The sequence below is a fragment of the Mesorhizobium sp. 2RAF21 genome (assembly GCF_052115345.1).
In the GTDB taxonomy this organism is placed as follows: Bacteria; Pseudomonadota; Alphaproteobacteria; order Rhizobiales; family Rhizobiaceae; genus Mesorhizobium; species Mesorhizobium terrae.
Genome location: NZ_JBFRGM010000039.1, coordinates 12,727 through 27,168 on the forward strand (window position 1 = coordinate 12,727; position 14,442 = coordinate 27,168).

Genomic DNA, 14,442 nt, shown 5'->3' on the forward strand with positions numbered 1-14,442 from the left:
GGCGCCCGCATGACACCTGACCCCGTATTGCGCTGGGGCAGGCATTTCTCGCCATCGGCCGGTTCGCGATGATCGCCTGGGGCCGGACTTCTAGCCCGTGCCAAAGGCGACGCTACGGATAGGCAGCTTTTGCCATATCGGCGACGGGCGGCTGACTGACTATGCGGGCGAACCCCAAGGTGAGCATTTGAACGGCGCGCTCAGCAGCTGACTCCCTGTGGAGTCCGGAATGTCGGCCTTTGCGACAAGAACCGATTGAACCGGAGGCTAGAAATAAGGCCCGTTGCTCAGGCGCTGGGAGATCCACCATATGTTGCCTGCGGGATCTCTGATGCCCCCTTGCAGATCTCCATAAGGCATGTCGGCCGTATCCATGATCTTGTCGGCGCCAGCTCCCAATGCTTTGTCCATCGCTGCATCGGCATCGTCGACGTAAAGGTAAAAGGCAGCTGAGCTCGCTGGAAAATCCTCGGACGCTTCGCTGATCATGATCGTCGCGGTCTCGAATCTCATCTGGCAATTGGCGATGCGGCCGTCGGGAGCGATGCTTCTACCGATTTCGCGCGCGCCGAATGCGGCCTCGAGGAAGCGTACATAATCCTCGCCTCCATCTACAAAAATGTACGGCGTCACCACCGCGAAACCTTCTGGAACGGGCATGTCACTCTTCCTTTGGGTGCGAAATACGATGTCTAGCTCAGCCTTTAAGGTCAACGCGGAAGCCTACGTTTGGCGGAAACGTCATCACCGCGGTCGAACGCTGGCAGTGTGCCAGCCTGTAGCGACGCCATCCAGGTGGCGGGCACGCTCGTCGGCCAGGCCACGTTGGCCCCCTGTCCAACGATGGGGTCTCGGCTTCCTGTAAACTATTCCAAAACGCAACTCCAACTATAGGCCGAGGCCCCGCTTGCGGCCGAAGCTCCAGTCGACGCCGCCGTCGCCGCGCGAGACGCCGGAAACATGCTGACCGAGCTGCCTTTCCAGCGAGGGGGACCAAGGCACGAGCTGGAAGCCGAGCCCGTCGTCGATCATCGCGAACCGGCCCGAGGCGAGCGTGAAGCGCTGTCGGTAGCTGCCGGCGACATACTCGCCGGCCGCGGCGCGGGTCAGCGGCCGGCCGATTTCGGTCGTCAACTGTTTCGCGAGGGCGTTCAACTCACGCTGGCGGAGCGTCTCGATCAGCCCGGGTCGGAAGCTGACGCCGCGAGCCTGGCGTTCGGCAAGACCTTGCCCGATCAAATGTTCGGCGCGTGCGTCCATCGCGTGGCGAACCTCCGCGCCGAAACCGGCACCGCCGAGCGCGACCGGCTCGCGCGCGATCGCCTGCCGGTCCAGCCAGGTGGCGCCGCTCGCGGTAATCTGTTGTTCGATCGCCAGGTCCGAGCGGACCGCCAACGCGACCCGTCGCTGACCCCGCGCGTCGTCGAATTTGCGGAGTTCGACGATCGAGCCCGGCGCACTGTCGCCGGCGGCGTCGAGGTCGGCGAGTCTGACGTGGTGCGTGCGGCCATCGACGCCGTCGATCACGGCGAAGGCTGTGCCCTTCAGCTCGTCGTCGAGGCCGCGGGCGACCAGCCGGCCGACGACGGGATCGTCGAGGCTCTCGCCGGCCAACACGTAGCTCGCCGTGCCGCGCTCGATGCCGCGCTCCGAAAGCCCACGATGGATGCGCTTGATGATGTCGCCGCGCTCGCCGAGCTCGCGCAGCGTCGCCTCGGCCTTCTCTGATACCGACCACTGGCCGGGGCCGATCTGGTCGGCGAGTCCCAGTGACTCCAGCTTGCGCAGCCGTCCGACCTTGAGGGCATGGAATTCATCGGGCTGGCGGTCTGGATGCGGTGCGAGGTCGATGACGCCGGTCCGGTAGGTGTCGCGGGCGAGCTGGCGATCGAGATTGGTCCAGCGCTCTGCTTCGATCTGGCGTTCGAGCGTGCGGCGGATCTCCTGATCGGTCCGGACGCCGAGCTCCTGGGTGATCAGGTCGCGCGCGCGATCGCGCATGCCTTCCTTGATGTAGTCCCGCGCGATGACAAGATTTTCGCCGTCGTCGCGCACGCCGCGGAGGATCAGGTGGACGTGCGGATGTTCGGTATTCCAGTGCGCGACGCCGACCCAGTCGAGCCCGGTCCCGAGATCCTTCTCCATCTGGCCGACGAGCTCGCGAGTAAAGCCTTTGAGGTCGGACATCTCGACGGCGTCGTCGGGCGAGACGATGAAGCGGAAATGATGGCGGTCCTCCTCGCACCGTGCCGAGAAGGCCTTGGGATCGGCGTCGTCGATTTCGGGGCCGAACAGCCGGGCCTTCTCTCCATCCCGGGTGACGCCTTCGCGGCGCAGATAGCTCAAGTGGGTGGCGAGCGGCGCGCCTCGTCCCGTGTGGCGCACGACGCGCGCCTTGATCACGGCGCCGCGCGACCGGGCGGTGATGAAGCGATTGGCCTGGACCGAGGCGCGCTGGCCGCGGCCGAAGCGCGAGCGATGGCCGGGTCCGATCGCGCCCTTGCGTGAGACCGATCCGCCTGCGCGCTGGGCGGCGGCCAGCGCCTGGGCGATGAAGGGTCGCGCCCGGTGCGCGCTGGTCGAGCGGATGCGGCCCGGCCGGATGCGGAACTCGTCCTCGCCGCTCATTGTGCCCAGTTCGCACATCGCGCGATCGCGCTGATCTGCCGAGGAAAATACCGAAGTCGCAGGCTGCGCCTCTCATGCGCACATCGCGAATTTGCCGCATAAGTCCCTGAAAAAGCACGACCGACCCGAAGCGCACATCGCGCCCCTTTATCCTGCCATCGTGCGGTTGTGTTGCCTGCTTCTCCTCCCGAAGGTCGCCAGAAGACGCCGGGGCACGCTAGACTGCGATATCGGCTTGGTGCGGTCATCGCGGGCCTCGACTATCGGGTCGTGCGACGAACAGGCCGGTGGACTGCGGCGCCATCGCTAGCGTTTCCTGCACTGGAGCGGGCAGCGGAGCCTCGCCCGAACGGCGTTCAGTTTGCGCCGGATCGGCAGCTGTCGTGCTGCCGCTGTGCGCGATGAACAGCGGCGCCCGCGTCCATGCGAGTGGATCGGCGGCCGCCACTATGGCGGGGCCGGCGATCTCTCCGCCGCCAATGACGGGCGCGAGCGCCGCCACATAGGCCCGCGTTTCAGCCGGCAAGGCTCGGCCGCTCGCCAGGTATTCGTCGTAGCGGCCGGGACCCGCATTGTAGGCCGCGAGGAAGCCGGGCGAGCCGTAGCGGTCGTGCATCTCGCGCAGATAGGCGGCCCCCGCCAGGATGTTCTCGCGGGGATCATAGGGGTCGTTCCCGAGCCCGTGACGGGTGCGCAAATCGGCCCATGTCGCGGGCATGATCTGCATCAATCCCATCGCGCCCGCAGGAGAGATCGCGCGCACCTCGCCGGCGCTTTCGACACGCATGACGGCGCGGAGCCAGCTCTCCGGAACGCCGAAGCGCTGCGCCGCTTCGGTGACGAAGGCGGCGAACGGATCGGCTGGAACCGAGCGGACGATCTGCGGCGTCTGGCCGAGTGCGGCTGCGGGCGGGCCGAGCTGGATTAGCAGACCGGAAAGGAGAAGCGGTGAGAGACGCCGGGCGGCGTGTAACCGCCCGGTGTCGGTGGATGGCTCAAGCGAGCGGCGAAACCTCCACATCGGCTCAGTCCTGCTCGTTGCGCTTGGGCGGACGGCTCCAGTTCAGGCCCCAAGCCGATATGTCGTCGCCCGACTGGAACAGGTTGGCGCGCATCGGACGGGCGAGCGTGGGATCGTCGAGCAGCAGCGAGACGTAGTCGCCGGCCTTCTCGCCGGTGCGTTTCCACGCAGCGCCGACCTCCGGGCCGTCCTCATCGCCGAGATGGATGCGGAAGTCCGGCGCATTCTCGGCGTCGGACGGATCGGCCGGGAGGAGGACGAGTGCAGCATCCAGCGTGAGCGTTCGGATGTGGCCGGAATAGCCGGACTTGGTGCGGGTGAATTGACCGATCAGCGCCATGGAAAGGCTCCTTCTGCTGGTGGTGGGGGAGAGGATCGGCGCGCGGTCATCGTGTTGGCGCGCGCCATTCGAAACGGCCGCTGCCGTCTTCGTCGGTCCACACCGGCATCGCGCGGCCGATGATCGTGCCCGTGGGAAGCGGACCGAAGTAGCGGCCGTCGAGGCTGTCCTCGACGGACCAGTTCATGAGGAAGATTTCGCCCGCCGCGATACGGCGGCAGCCCTGCCAGATCGGCAGTTCGCGACCGAGCCGGTCGCGCGCCAGCGCGTCTCCCATCGGCACGCCGTCGACGCTGACCTGCGCGCCGGCGCGGCAAACCCGTTGTCCGGGAAGGCCGGCGACGCGCTTCAGGAGTGGCACGCCGCGGGGCAGATAGCCACGCCCGGCGAGGAAGGACGCGAGCGGTTCCGGGGCGTCCACGGCCACGAGGTCCGTGACCTCAAGACGGGGCGAGCGCTCGATCGCATAGAGCCCGATCGGCGTGCTGCCGGAGGCATTCCAGATCAGCCTCGGCGTGATCGGCAGCACCGACAGCCCGCCGATCAACATAACGGTCAGACCCGTTGTCATGACATAGCCGAGACGGGTCATGGTGCGACGCTCCGGCGCAGGCGGAACGCCAGGTGGCGCGCGGACGTATAGGTCCGCGGCTCCAAACCGGCGGCCAGCCGGTTGTGGACATGTCGCCAGTAATCCGGCGCGGCGTCGGCGGGATCGAGGCCGCGGTGCTCGACGGCGTCGATGGTCTGCAGCACGCGCTCGACCTTTGGCCATCCATCCACCGTCAGCAGGATGTCCGCGCCAGGACGCACCGATGGCAGCGTCTGAAAGGCCTCGGCGTGCTCCACCGCGCGCCCAATGGCGATGTTGGAGAGGATCGTGCCGAAGTCGTTGGCCGCCCACCGGACCAAGGCAAACGTGCTTCCGGGTGGGAAGCTGACGACCCGTCGGCGGCGATCGAGAATCTGTTCACGCGCCTGCCGGCCGAACCGGATCCAGTCCTCCTGCCGCTTCTCGAGCCAGGTCAGCTCGACGTGGGTGAGCGGGTCGGATGCGGCGTCGGCGGAGCTCTTGTCGCGCCTCGCGGGGCTGGCGTCGGGGGCGATCATTGATCACCTCCTTGGTTCTCGGGATACTCACGCGCGAGCAGCGCGCGCAGCATGTCGGCGACGGTTTGCGCACGCTGGAACGCGGCGATCTTGATCCGTCCGCGCAGCTCCGGCGTGACGTCGATGGTTAGCCGGGCCGTGAAGGCGGCGGCATCGCCGCTTCGCGGCCGTTGCGGGTCGCAGGCCTTGATCCAGCTGTCCGGATCAGCGGGACGCTTGGCGAAGGCACGCTTCGACGACCGCTCGGTCACCATGTGATCCTCCCGATTTCGGCGCAGAGGGCGGTGATCTCGCGCGCCGCTCGGCTTTGCCCGTCGACCTCCGAGACGAGCCGTCCGGATTGAGCGGTGTCGGCGAAGGCGACGCGCTGGCCGATGGTGGAAGCCAGCAGCGGCGGATCGTGGTCGGCGAGCGTCTCGGCGGTGTCGCGGGCGATGACGGTGCGCGCGGCGCAGCGGTTGAGCACGAAGCGTGCGGCGAGCTGCGGGCGGTAGATGCGCGCCTCGCCGAGCAGCGACAGCATCTCGGCGGACGCCCAGCCGTCGAACGGCGATGGTTGCACCGGGATCAGGATCAGATCGGCGGCGAGCAAGGCCGATCGCATCAGCCCGGCGACGCGCGGCGGGCCGTCGATGACGATGTGATCGGCGTCCTGCGCCAGCTCGGGCGCTTCACGGTGGAGCGTGTCTCGCGCCAGGCCGACGACGCCGAACAGGCGCGGCAAGCGCTCACGGGCGCGCTGCTGCGACCAATCGAGCGCGGAGCCTTGCGGGTCAGCGTCAATCAGGGTGACGCGCCGACCCTGGCGCGCCCACTCGCCGGCGAGATGCAGAGCGAGCGTTGTCTTGCCCACGCCGCCCTTCTGATTGAGGAGCGCGACGATCATGACGCGCCCCGGAGCAGGGCCTGCCGGTTATCCGCAGGCGTGCAAAACCGCGGTCGCGTTAGAAAGATTCCGAAGGAATCTAGGTTAGATAAGTTACGGGGGCCGCAAGCTACTGAACCGAAGACTGGAATCGACGATTCCGGTCCCCGATAGCACGAGGATCGGGTCCCCGATGGCACGATAGGGGCGGTCCCCAATAGCACGAGACGATTCACAGCTTATCCCCAAGGCGCGTTGTCGGCCGACGGTGGCGCCGCGGCATCCCGAGCGCGTCGGGATCGGTTGCGACGAAGGACAGGATTTCGGGGCCGTCGGCGCACGGCTCGATGCGTAGGCGATAGCCGGGCAGCGGCTGACGGCGGACGATGTCGCGCAGGTCGTAGGCGAAGTGCTTGAGCGGCGAGAGGCTGCCCGACTTGGCGTGGAGGTGCGCGAAGTCGAAGCTCCAGCCGTGTTCCTGGCGGCCGCCATGCTTGCGGACGAGCCTGTAGAGCCAGCGCTCAAGGCCTCCGGTGAGGCCGAAATAGGCGCGGTCGATGGTCAGCACGAGCGCGTCGTCGAGCACCGCGGCGTAGAACCAGTCGGGCACGATCAGTTCGAGGCCGAGGGGCCGCCCGCGCGCGTCGGCCTTCTCCTTCCACTCGTTGATCCAGGAGAAGCGGTGCATCCGCCGCTCGCTGGGCTGGCGGATCGAAGTTGCGATCGTGGTCGACTGCAGCCGGTCGAGGGCCGCCTTCAGCCGGTCATAGTCGCGCAGAGACACGCCGCGACCGATGAAGTTCAAGATCCCGTAGGGCGTCGTGCCCATCAGCCGTGACGGCCGCAAGCCGGTGTCGCGCGCCTCGACGATCTGGCTCGCGGCCCAGATCAGCACGTCGGCGTCCCAGATGGTTGCCATGCCGTGCTCCGGCACGGCTTCGACCCGGATGACAACGGGGCCCGCCTTGAAGTTGATCGGCGCCAGGCGCTTCGACTTGGCGAGCGAGAAGAACGGATAGGCCATGAGGTCTTGGGTATCCCTGGGTGCGAGGTCGCCGGGCAGCGCCCGGAAGAGATCGAGCTGCTCGCGTTCGTGGCGTGGACGAGGCGGCGACATCCGGGGATGTTTCAGCGGGCCTGACGACTGGCGCGGACCAACGCCGCGGGTTCATGGCGCTTGGCGGGGAGGACGCTCCCGCGCGGGTCGGACGTGGAGGTGACGGCGCCGCGATCGGCCCAGGCCTGCAGGTCGTCGACCGCGTAAACGACACGGCCGCCGAGCTTGCGGTAGGCGGGGCCGGTGCCGTAGGTCCGGTGCTTTTCCAGGGTGCGGCCGGACAGACCGAGAAATCGCGCGGCTTCGGGTGTGCGGAGATAGCGCGGCGGCAAGCCGGCTGCGTTGGCGGACATGATCGAGCCTCCGGGTCGTTCGTTGAGGCCGCTGGCGAGCAGCGGCGAGCGAAGGCCACGGTGGCGAAGAGTTGTCGCGCGGGGGGATGGCGAAGATGGGTGGGCTTAAATCGCACCCCTTTTGGTGCGCAGCCTCAGGTACGGCGTCGGCTGCGCAGCAGCTTGCGATAGCCGCCGGCGATCAGCGCGGCGCCGTCCTTGACGAGGTCGATGGTGCTATCTCGGAGGGCGGAGGTCTTCCATGCGGCCGCGCCGACCCGCGACGCACCGTAGATCGCGGCGGCGATCTCGCGATAACTTGCGCCGTTCATGTGCCCGTCAACCGCTTGCAGCATATAACGCAGCCGGCGTCGCTGCTGGGCGGTGAGGCGGCCGTCCGGCGGCACGGACCGTTTGTTGAGGGCGCGCCAGAGTCGCGTCACAGCTTCGATCCGGTCGAGGCCGTCCGCGCCGAGGGGGACGAGCGCCGCGAGGGGCTGGGTGGGAAGGGCAGCGTCGACAAGAAGGAGGCGGACGGCTTTCGGTCCGCGTCCGTAAACCAAGCTGAGCCCGTCGACGCCTGCATGGAAGTCGCCTAGCTCGCGGCCAGAAAGCGATCCTCCATCCAAACCCGGGATCGGTGGAACCGTTGTGACAATGACGCTGCCTGGATCAATCTCCGGCGCCCAGAACACCGTCGTCTCTGTGGCATTGAGGATCGGTGGGACGGGGAAATCGCAACCCCCATCGCAGGCGCACTCCCTCGGTGATGATCTGCAGGTCGGGGGCGGGCCGCTCGGTGTCAGCGTAATCGCGTTGATAATCGCGGTTGCGGCGCAGACATTCCCAGGCGAGGTCCGGGGCAATGAGTTGGTCGAGGAAATCGTAGCCGGGTGAAGTGCGCCACCCGGACGTGTCGGGCGTCATCGGTATCCTCCTGGTCGCACGCGTGCGGGACGGGGAAGAGACGATCCACGGTTGAGCGAGGCGCGGGAAGTCAGCGCGTCGGCAATGGGTGATGCCGCGGCGGCATCGCGCTCAGTGGTGGCCTTCACGGACGAGCTGGCGATAGCCGTGCTCGGTCATCCAGCGCGCGCGCGCCAGGTGGCTGTGGTGAACGCGTTGGGCTCGTTCGGGCTCGCGGTCCGGATCGATGCCGAACAGCAATGCGACCGCCTCCCGCCAATCGGCCCCATCGGTGTCGGCGTCGAGCAGGCGCAAATAGAGCTTCACGTGCGTACGGTCGTAGGGTGTCAGCGCCGGGCTCTCCGGCGGCTGGTCAAGAAACTCTTGCTGGGTCATGCGTTCCCCCCGCCGTGATGAGCGCCGCTGAATCAGCGGTTAACCATATCCACAATTCTGCGACATGCGAGGGGCGATGGGGGGCATCACCCGATGAACGCGCGGCATCACCGCAGGTCCGGCGCACCTCAAGTTGCTGAGCCGATCTTCGCACGGACAAGCATGACTCCTTCACCCTGGTCGGAGGTGAGGAGGACGATGCCGCTTCGTTCCAGGGCCCGACGGACCTGATCGCGCGTGCTTTCAAACACCTCGAGACCGTTGACGGATTCGAGGCGTTTGAGCGCGGTCAAAGAAACCTGGGCCTTGTCAGCGAGCGTCTCCTGGTTCCAACCGAGCAGCGCGCGTGCGGCCCGCGACTGTCGGGCGGTGATCATGCATGATCACCTCCCACCGACACGAACGTGCACGCCAGAACTACGACTTCTCTATTCGGATCAGGCCGCTAACACGGTCCAATCCCATATCCAATCGTCATTTACATACTATAGTTGATAAACTCAAAGTATGTAAATCACGATCCTCCTGCGCATGGATATGCGCAAATTGGTCGGCCGGAGCTCGTCCAACCGGACGGCGAAGGCTGATAGGCATACCCGTGAGGATCATGCTTCTCTTCGTGGTCGGCACAAAGCCGCCACAGGATGGGGTCAGAGGAGCGGCGGAACAATCTAAAATGCGGCATCGCGTTGGTAGGACCGACGCGGCCAAGTCGTATTTGCGAACTCGCCGTCCCTCGTCCCCTCGCGGGGAGCCCTTCGCACCCGGCCTGCGCCCGGCGCGAGATCGTTCAGGCCGTAGCCGCCGCAGGCGGCGTGCCCCAGTCGAACTCCGTACCATCGACCCACATGCGATGTAGGACGACACCAATGCGGCGCGCGAGGGCGACGATTGCTTTCTTGTGCCCGCGGCGCCGCGAGACGTGAGCGGCCCACGCCTTGAGCGCAGACCAGCGTTTGACGCGCGTGAGGAGAACCTGTGCTGCCTCGTAGAGCGCGCTTCGCATCATGGCATCGCCCCACTTGGAGATGCGACCGGTGCGGTCAACTTCACCCGATTGGTACTTTCGTGGCGTTAGGCCGAAATGCGCGCCCACGTCTCGCGATCGAGTGAATCGTGCTGGCACGTCGACAGTGGCGCGGAAGGTCAGTGCGACCACCGGGCCGACGCCGGGAACGGTCATGAGACGGCGCGAGAGTGCATCATCACGTGCAAGCCGGACCAACAGATTATCCAAGCGGCCGAACTCCTCGCGAAGAACCCGACGTGCATTGAGCAACGGATCGGCGATGACATGCAGATCGCTCTCGCTGAGCAATTCGCGGACTCGCGATTCGAACTCGCGTGCTGTGACCTTGCCGAGATGGTAGCCGAAGTTGCGGATGAGACCCCGGATCTCGTTCTCGACATCCTGGAGCTTGTTTCTCAGCAACTGGCGCGCCGTCAGGATTGTGCGTAGCCGCTGGCTGGTCGGCGTCTTGACGTGCACCGGCTTGAATAGACCGACGCGCATCATTTGGGCGATGCCGCGGGCGTCGTGACGATCGGTCTTATTGAGCTGTGCGGAGAGCGCCGCCTTCATATGACGGGTCTCGACGCAAACAACGGGAAGTCCCGCTGCCGCCAATCCCGCAAACAGATGCTGCGAGAGCATTCCGGCCTCGAGGCCGATGCGGGCGAGATGCAGATCGAGACCAAGAAGATGCGCTGAGATGGCGTCAGGGTCGACGTTCAGCTTGCGCTCGTGCGCCACGCGACCCTCGTCGTCGACCACGCACAAGTTCACGGAACGGGCGGATACATCAAGTCCAACGTAGTGCTTTGCTGTCATCACCGGAGTCCTCAGTTGAATGTCCGGTGATTTCTTTAGCGCTTCCGACGCGGCTTTTGGCAACTACGACCTTTCTAGTCGTCCTTCACGACGACAGTCGCAAGCAGGCCGTGCTCAGCCGGCGCAGCACGATAACTTGGCGACATCCTTGCCGAACGACAGCGCCGCGAGCTTCAGACCCTCGACAGTGGTGAGATACGGAAAAATGGTATCCACGAGGTCATCGACCGTGAGGCCCTGTCGGATTGCGATCGCCGCGGTCTGGATGCTGTCGGCGCCTTCCGGCGCAAGGATATGGGCGCCGAGTAGACGGCCGCTGCCGGCGTCGGCCACGAGCTTGATCAGCCCGCGGGTGTCACGAGCGGCAAGCGCGCGTGGCACCTGGTCAAGGCCGATCGTCGAGACACGAACGGTATGACCGGCCGCGCGCGCGGTGGCCTCGGTCAGCCCGACGCTCGCCACCTGGGGATCGGTGAACACGATGGCGGGCATGGCGCTGTTGTCGTAGCGCAGGCTGTCGCCATTGAAGGCGTTCCTGGCGGCGAGCTTGGCGCCGTAGGCAGCCATGTAGACGAACTGGTCGCGGCCGGTGACGTCGCCGGCGGCATAGACGCCAGTCTTGGTCGTGCGCATCCGGTCGTCGACTACGATGCCGCCCTTCGTCGAGACAGTGATCCCGTGCTCGGCCAGCCCAAGGCCTTCGATGTTGGGCGTGCGCCCCGTGGTGATCAGCACCTGATCGGCGTCGATCGCAATATCCTGGCCGTCGCGCGTGACCGTCAGTGACACACCGCCATCAATTTTACGGATCGCGCGGTAAGCGATGCCGGAGACAACGGTGATGCCTTCGTCCTCGAAATACCCCGTGAGCGCCGCGCTGATCTCGGGCTCGGCCTCTGGGAGCAGACGAGACCGGCAGACGAGAGTCACCTTAACGCCTGCACGAGCGAACATCTGCGCGAGCTCCGCGCCGATGTAGCCGCCGCCGATCACGAGAAGCGAGCTCGGCAGCTCCTCGAGCTCGAGCGCCGTTGTGCTGGTGAGATACGGCACGGTCACGAGGCCAGGAATGGCAGGCACTGCCGGCCGCGCGCCGGTCGCGATGATGATCTTGCCAGCGGCAATGCGCGCGCCGTCAACTTCGACACCGCCGTCGAGGAGGCGAGCTGGCCCGTCGCGATAGGCGATGCCGTTATACGCGGGGAGCAGATCGGCGTACTTGGCTTGGCGCAGTTCGGAAACGAGGGCGTCTTTCTGACGAACGGTTCCGCGCCAGTCGATCAGTTCGGCCGCCGCCGTGATGCCGGCAAAACGTGCCGCCACGCGAGCGTTGTGAAGCGTCTCGGCGGCGCGGATCAGGGTCTTTGACGGCACGCAGCCGATATTGACGCAGGTGCCGCCGATGGCGCCGCTGCCGATGAGCGCCACTTGCGCGCCCTGATCGGCGGCCGTGATCGAGGCCGAGAAGCCGGCAGAGCCGGCGCCGATCACGACGAGATCGTAAGCGCCTCCATTGCGACCGTTTGTGCGGAAGGGGCGGTTCGCGACTGATGGGCTGTTCGATTCCGGATCGGCAGGCGGTTGTTGTGTCACACCGAGCCCGGCGAGGCTCGGCCCGAACAGAGCGCGGCCGGCCTCCAGGCCTTCATCGATCGACAGCCGAAAACCTGGCTCGTCGGCGGAACGCTCGCGGCGCCAGGCGGAGAGATGCTCATCCGAGCAGAAAAAGGTGGTCGTCGCGCACAGCGAGTTCGCGGCGCATGCGTCTTCATAGCGAACGCTTTGCCACATGACGGCCGTCTGCGGCTCGACATCGGCCAGCACCCGCCCTCGGTCCCGTGTGGTGATCCGGATTGGCGCGCCGCAATGGCGGCAACTCGAGGCGATCGAGATGTCGCGATCGGTCATGGCGCCGATCCCAAGCGCGTCGACCGCGCACATAGCGTTGAGCGCGCGCCCGTCCAGCGTGACCTCATGGCCCCTGTCTTGGTCGGTGAACGGATAGGCGCCGACGATTCGTTCGCCGTCGAGAACGACCAGGTCGCGCCGGCGGAGCTCGTCGAGCAACGGCGGGACGGCGGCCTCACCGAGACCTGCAAGGTTCGCAATCGCGGCTACGGTCAGCGCTCGCCCGTGTTCGACGTAGAGCTGAAGCAGCGCAACGCGCACGCGATCCGTGGCGGGATCGTAGCCGCTCCAGCGATTGAGCACGTGGCCAGACCCGACCATGGCCAGCAAAGCGTCCCTCACTGCGGGCGACGTGACCGTCGACCAATCCGGGAACGTGACGCCCGGCCGCACCGCATAGCTGGGCAGAGTGTCGGGCGTAGGGATGACAGCTTCGTTTCGGGACGAGGAGGAGGCACAACAATCGTTCACGGCTTCACGCCTTCCTTGTGAATCGTCGTCTCGCAACGGGCGGCCTTTGCGTGGCGACGATGGAATATCCAAGCGATGAGGCCGAAGCTCGCAGCCATCAGCGGAAGCACTACAAGGCCCTTACCGGCTAGCCACGCGCCAAGGCCCGCAAAGGACAGGCCGACGGCAATGAGCGGCGCGGCGCAGCAGATCGCGACCAGGACGGCACCGGCCATGCCTACGCGGATTGCGGTGCGGTCACTCATCTTAGCTGCCCCGCTGCCTCAGATGGGCTGGATAGCCCGCGTTCATGCTGGCGACGGCGATGATGTCGGCGTTCGTCTTTGCGTCGTCGAAGGTCACGGTCGCTGTCTTTGCCTCGAAGGAGACGGTCACATTCGCGACGCCCGGGACTGCCGTCATCGAGGTCTTCACGATGTAAGGGCACGAGGCGCAGGTCATGTTGTCGACGGCAAACGTAACGGTGCGTTCGGCGGCGAACGCGGTCGATGCCGTCATCACCGAGGCGATTAGGGCAAGGACGCTCAAGCTCTTCTTCATGGGATGGTCTCCTCTTGGTGTCAGGCGAGCAGCAGCAGCGGGGCGACATAGTCAAAGGCAAAGGCGGCGATCACGAGCACAGTCGCGATCCAGAGCGCGAGCTGGACGAGACGGCTGGGGATGGGGCGCGCGCACGCGGCGCCAGCGGCGCAGGCGCGCCGCGGCTTCCAGTATACGAGGTAGAAACCGTATCCGAGGAGTCCCGCCGTTCCAGCGACGAAGAGCGGCTTGTACGGCGCGAGCGCCGTAAGGTTGCCGATCCAGGCGCCGCCGATGCCGAGGCTAAACAGGATGAGCGGAATTACGCAGCAGGACGACGCGGCGATCGCGCCGAGAATGCCGCCCAGAGCAACCAGACGCTGCCGTCCAGCCTCGGTCCGCTCCGACGATGCAAGAACTGTCGTGACGGGTGCCATATCTGCCGTTCCGGATCGCGGTGTAACCATGTCCGACCTCTCATTCCTTGCCGAAATCCTCATTGCGGCGTAGGATGCGGTCTGTAGTCACTACAGGGTCAAGGGGTATTTGCGATGCGCGATCACGCTGTAGTGAAGGGCCTGCAGCGAGCCGAACTCGCCCGGCGGACGGGCAGCAATCTGGAGACGGTCCGCTACTACGAGAAGGTCGGGCTGCTGCCTGAGCCGCCGCGCACGACGGCGGGCTACCGCAGCTATGACACGACGCACGAGCGGCGGCTTCGCTTCGTCCTGCGGGCGCGCGAACTCGGCTTCTCGCTGGATGAAATCCGCGAGCTGCTGCGGCTCGTCGATGAACGCGATCAACCTTGCGCGGAGGCGCGCGCCGTCGCTGCTGCCCATCTCGACGACGTGCGAGCGAAGATCGCCGATCTGAAACGGATGGAGCGGGTATTGAAGGACGTGGTCGCACAATGCGCCGACGGCACGCTGCCAGAATGTCCGCTGATAGAGACGTTATTTGGTGAAGCCGCTTGAACGCTTCGCCTATACGCTTTGCGGACTATGGAGCAACTAAAGCCGACCGCTAAACGCTCCGAATACCCCATCTATAATAGTCGT

Annotated in this window: 20 protein-coding genes; 1 reads left to right on the forward strand and 19 read right to left on the reverse strand. The window is 66.0% G+C overall.

The window, feature by feature from the left end; translation table 11 throughout:
• Positions 1–267: 267 nt before the first annotated feature.
• The 19 genes from AB4136_RS32585 to AB4136_RS32675 all read right to left on the reverse strand — a co-directional run bounded on the left by AB4136_RS32585 (position 268) and on the right by AB4136_RS32675 (position 13,851).
• The gene (locus AB4136_RS32585; RefSeq protein ID WP_137900602.1) at positions 268–660 is read right to left on the reverse strand and encodes a VOC family protein; all 393 of its coding nucleotides are present in this window, start codon (positions 658–660) and stop codon (positions 268–270) included.
• A 228-nt stretch (positions 661–888) separates the two neighbouring features.
• Positions 889–2,628 carry a relaxase/mobilization nuclease domain-containing protein gene (locus tag AB4136_RS32590; RefSeq protein ID WP_137900603.1) on the reverse strand — a complete coding sequence of 580 codons (1,740 nt, stop codon included), beginning with the start codon at positions 2,626–2,628 and terminating at the stop codon, positions 889–891.
• 244 nt (positions 2,629–2,872) lie between these two features.
• Positions 2,873–3,649 (reverse strand): lytic transglycosylase domain-containing protein, encoded by a 777-nt coding sequence (locus AB4136_RS32595; RefSeq protein ID WP_137900604.1) that lies wholly within the window; start codon positions 3,647–3,649, stop codon positions 2,873–2,875.
• Between the two features lie 4 nt (positions 3,650–3,653).
• A complete protein-coding gene (locus tag AB4136_RS32600; protein ID WP_137900605.1) occupies positions 3,654–3,989 on the reverse strand; it encodes a DUF736 domain-containing protein in 336 nt (111 codons plus the stop codon).
• Positions 3,990–4,035: 46 nt separating this feature from the next.
• Positions 4,036–4,581, reverse strand: a complete 546-nt coding sequence (locus AB4136_RS32605; protein WP_137900606.1) for a S26 family signal peptidase — start codon at positions 4,579–4,581, stop codon at positions 4,036–4,038.
• Positions 4,578–5,099, reverse strand: a complete 522-nt coding sequence (locus AB4136_RS32610) for a DUF2840 domain-containing protein (RefSeq protein WP_137900607.1) — start codon at positions 5,097–5,099, stop codon at positions 4,578–4,580. Before AB4136_RS32610 ends, AB4136_RS32605 begins: the two co-directional genes overlap by 4 nt.
• Positions 5,096–5,350: a hypothetical protein gene (locus AB4136_RS32615; protein WP_137900620.1), complete on the reverse strand. Its 255-nt coding sequence runs from the start codon at positions 5,348–5,350 to the stop codon at positions 5,096–5,098. Before AB4136_RS32615 ends, AB4136_RS32610 begins: the two co-directional genes overlap by 4 nt.
• Positions 5,347–5,985, reverse strand: coding sequence for a ParA family partition ATPase (gene parA / locus AB4136_RS32620; protein ID WP_137900608.1), 639 nt, complete (start codon positions 5,983–5,985; stop codon positions 5,347–5,349). The genes AB4136_RS32615 and parA overlap by 4 nt, the downstream gene beginning before the upstream one ends.
• 211 nt (positions 5,986–6,196) lie before the next feature.
• Positions 6,197–7,081: a replication initiator protein A gene (locus AB4136_RS32625; protein WP_137900609.1), complete on the reverse strand. Its 885-nt coding sequence runs from the start codon at positions 7,079–7,081 to the stop codon at positions 6,197–6,199.
• 11 nt (positions 7,082–7,092) lie between these two features.
• Positions 7,093–7,374: a helix-turn-helix transcriptional regulator gene (locus AB4136_RS32630; RefSeq protein ID WP_137900610.1), complete on the reverse strand. Its 282-nt coding sequence runs from the start codon at positions 7,372–7,374 to the stop codon at positions 7,093–7,095.
• A gap of 134 nt (positions 7,375–7,508) precedes the next feature.
• Positions 7,509–8,048: a DUF2285 domain-containing protein gene (locus AB4136_RS32635; protein WP_151646748.1), complete on the reverse strand. Its 540-nt coding sequence runs from the start codon at positions 8,046–8,048 to the stop codon at positions 7,509–7,511.
• Complete coding sequence (locus AB4136_RS32640) at positions 8,026–8,280, reverse strand: transcriptional regulator domain-containing protein (protein WP_137901433.1); 255 nt, start codon at positions 8,278–8,280, stop codon at positions 8,026–8,028. The genes AB4136_RS32635 and AB4136_RS32640 overlap by 23 nt, the downstream gene beginning before the upstream one ends.
• A 111-nt stretch (positions 8,281–8,391) precedes the next feature.
• Positions 8,392–8,655, reverse strand: coding sequence for a DNA -binding domain-containing protein (locus AB4136_RS32645; RefSeq protein ID WP_137901432.1), 264 nt, complete (start codon positions 8,653–8,655; stop codon positions 8,392–8,394).
• A 128-nt stretch (positions 8,656–8,783) separates the two neighbouring features.
• Positions 8,784–9,032 (reverse strand): helix-turn-helix domain-containing protein, encoded by a 249-nt coding sequence (locus AB4136_RS32650; protein WP_033965369.1) that lies wholly within the window; start codon positions 9,030–9,032, stop codon positions 8,784–8,786.
• A gap of 413 nt (positions 9,033–9,445) precedes the next feature.
• Positions 9,446–10,486 carry an IS110 family transposase gene (locus tag AB4136_RS32655; RefSeq protein WP_137901430.1) on the reverse strand — a complete coding sequence of 347 codons (1,041 nt, stop codon included), beginning with the start codon at positions 10,484–10,486 and terminating at the stop codon, positions 9,446–9,448.
• A gap of 114 nt (positions 10,487–10,600) precedes the next feature.
• A complete protein-coding gene (gene merBA / locus AB4136_RS32660; protein ID WP_137901429.1) occupies positions 10,601–12,865 on the reverse strand; it encodes a bifunctional organomercurial lyase/mercury(II) reductase MerBA in 2,265 nt (754 codons plus the stop codon).
• Complete coding sequence (locus AB4136_RS32665; RefSeq protein WP_137901428.1) at positions 12,862–13,110, reverse strand: mercury transport protein; 249 nt, start codon at positions 13,108–13,110, stop codon at positions 12,862–12,864. The genes merBA and AB4136_RS32665 overlap by 4 nt, the downstream gene beginning before the upstream one ends.
• Before the next feature lies 1 nt (position 13,111).
• Complete coding sequence (gene merP, locus AB4136_RS32670; RefSeq protein WP_137901427.1) at positions 13,112–13,405, reverse strand: mercury resistance system periplasmic binding protein MerP; 294 nt, start codon at positions 13,403–13,405, stop codon at positions 13,112–13,114.
• A 20-nt stretch (positions 13,406–13,425) separates the two neighbouring features.
• Entirely contained in the window at positions 13,426–13,851 is a 426-nt protein-coding gene (locus AB4136_RS32675) for a mercuric transporter MerT family protein (RefSeq protein ID WP_137901426.1), read from the reverse strand.
• 84 nt (positions 13,852–13,935) lie between these two features.
• Here AB4136_RS32675 and AB4136_RS32680 point away from each other — a divergent pair, with 84 nt between their 5' ends.
• A complete protein-coding gene (locus AB4136_RS32680; RefSeq protein ID WP_137901425.1) occupies positions 13,936–14,358 on the forward strand; it encodes a MerR family transcriptional regulator in 423 nt (140 codons plus the stop codon).
• Positions 14,359–14,442 lie beyond the last annotated feature (84 nt).

What these genes read in the sequence shown, in the direction of transcription:
- parA (WP_137900608.1), bottom strand. Translation starts at nt 5,985, where the DNA reads ATGATCGTCGCGCTCCTCAATCAGAAGGGCGGCGTGGGCAAGACAACG.
- merP (WP_137901427.1), bottom strand. Translation starts at nt 13,405, where the DNA reads ATGAAGAAGAGCTTGAGCGTCCTTGCCCTAATCGCCTCGGTGATGACG.
- AB4136_RS32640 (WP_137901433.1), bottom strand. Translation starts at nt 8,280, where the DNA reads ATGACGCCCGACACGTCCGGGTGGCGCACTTCACCCGGCTACGATTTC.
- AB4136_RS32585 (WP_137900602.1), bottom strand. Translation starts at nt 660, where the DNA reads ATGCCCGTTCCAGAAGGTTTCGCGGTGGTGACGCCGTACATTTTTGTA.
- AB4136_RS32600 (WP_137900605.1), bottom strand. Translation starts at nt 3,989, where the DNA reads ATGGCGCTGATCGGTCAATTCACCCGCACCAAGTCCGGCTATTCCGGC.
- AB4136_RS32625 (WP_137900609.1), bottom strand. Translation starts at nt 7,081, where the DNA reads ATGTCGCCGCCTCGTCCACGCCACGAACGCGAGCAGCTCGATCTCTTC.
- AB4136_RS32655 (WP_137901430.1), bottom strand. Translation starts at nt 10,486, where the DNA reads ATGACAGCAAAGCACTACGTTGGACTTGATGTATCCGCCCGTTCCGTG.
- AB4136_RS32630 (WP_137900610.1), bottom strand. Translation starts at nt 7,374, where the DNA reads ATGTCCGCCAACGCAGCCGGCTTGCCGCCGCGCTATCTCCGCACACCC.
- AB4136_RS32675 (WP_137901426.1), bottom strand. Translation starts at nt 13,851, where the DNA reads ATGGTTACACCGCGATCCGGAACGGCAGATATGGCACCCGTCACGACA.
- AB4136_RS32680 (WP_137901425.1), top strand. Translation starts at nt 13,936, where the DNA reads ATGCGCGATCACGCTGTAGTGAAGGGCCTGCAGCGAGCCGAACTCGCC.
- AB4136_RS32595 (WP_137900604.1), bottom strand. Translation starts at nt 3,649, where the DNA reads ATGTGGAGGTTTCGCCGCTCGCTTGAGCCATCCACCGACACCGGGCGG.
- AB4136_RS32590 (WP_137900603.1), bottom strand. Translation starts at nt 2,628, where the DNA reads ATGAGCGGCGAGGACGAGTTCCGCATCCGGCCGGGCCGCATCCGCTCG.
- AB4136_RS32645 (WP_137901432.1), bottom strand. Translation starts at nt 8,655, where the DNA reads ATGACCCAGCAAGAGTTTCTTGACCAGCCGCCGGAGAGCCCGGCGCTG.
- AB4136_RS32610 (WP_137900607.1), bottom strand. Translation starts at nt 5,099, where the DNA reads ATGATCGCCCCCGACGCCAGCCCCGCGAGGCGCGACAAGAGCTCCGCC.
- AB4136_RS32650 (WP_033965369.1), bottom strand. Translation starts at nt 9,032, where the DNA reads ATGATCACCGCCCGACAGTCGCGGGCCGCACGCGCGCTGCTCGGTTGG.
- AB4136_RS32665 (WP_137901428.1), bottom strand. Translation starts at nt 13,110, where the DNA reads ATGAGTGACCGCACCGCAATCCGCGTAGGCATGGCCGGTGCCGTCCTG.
- AB4136_RS32605 (WP_137900606.1), bottom strand. Translation starts at nt 4,581, where the DNA reads ATGACCCGTCTCGGCTATGTCATGACAACGGGTCTGACCGTTATGTTG.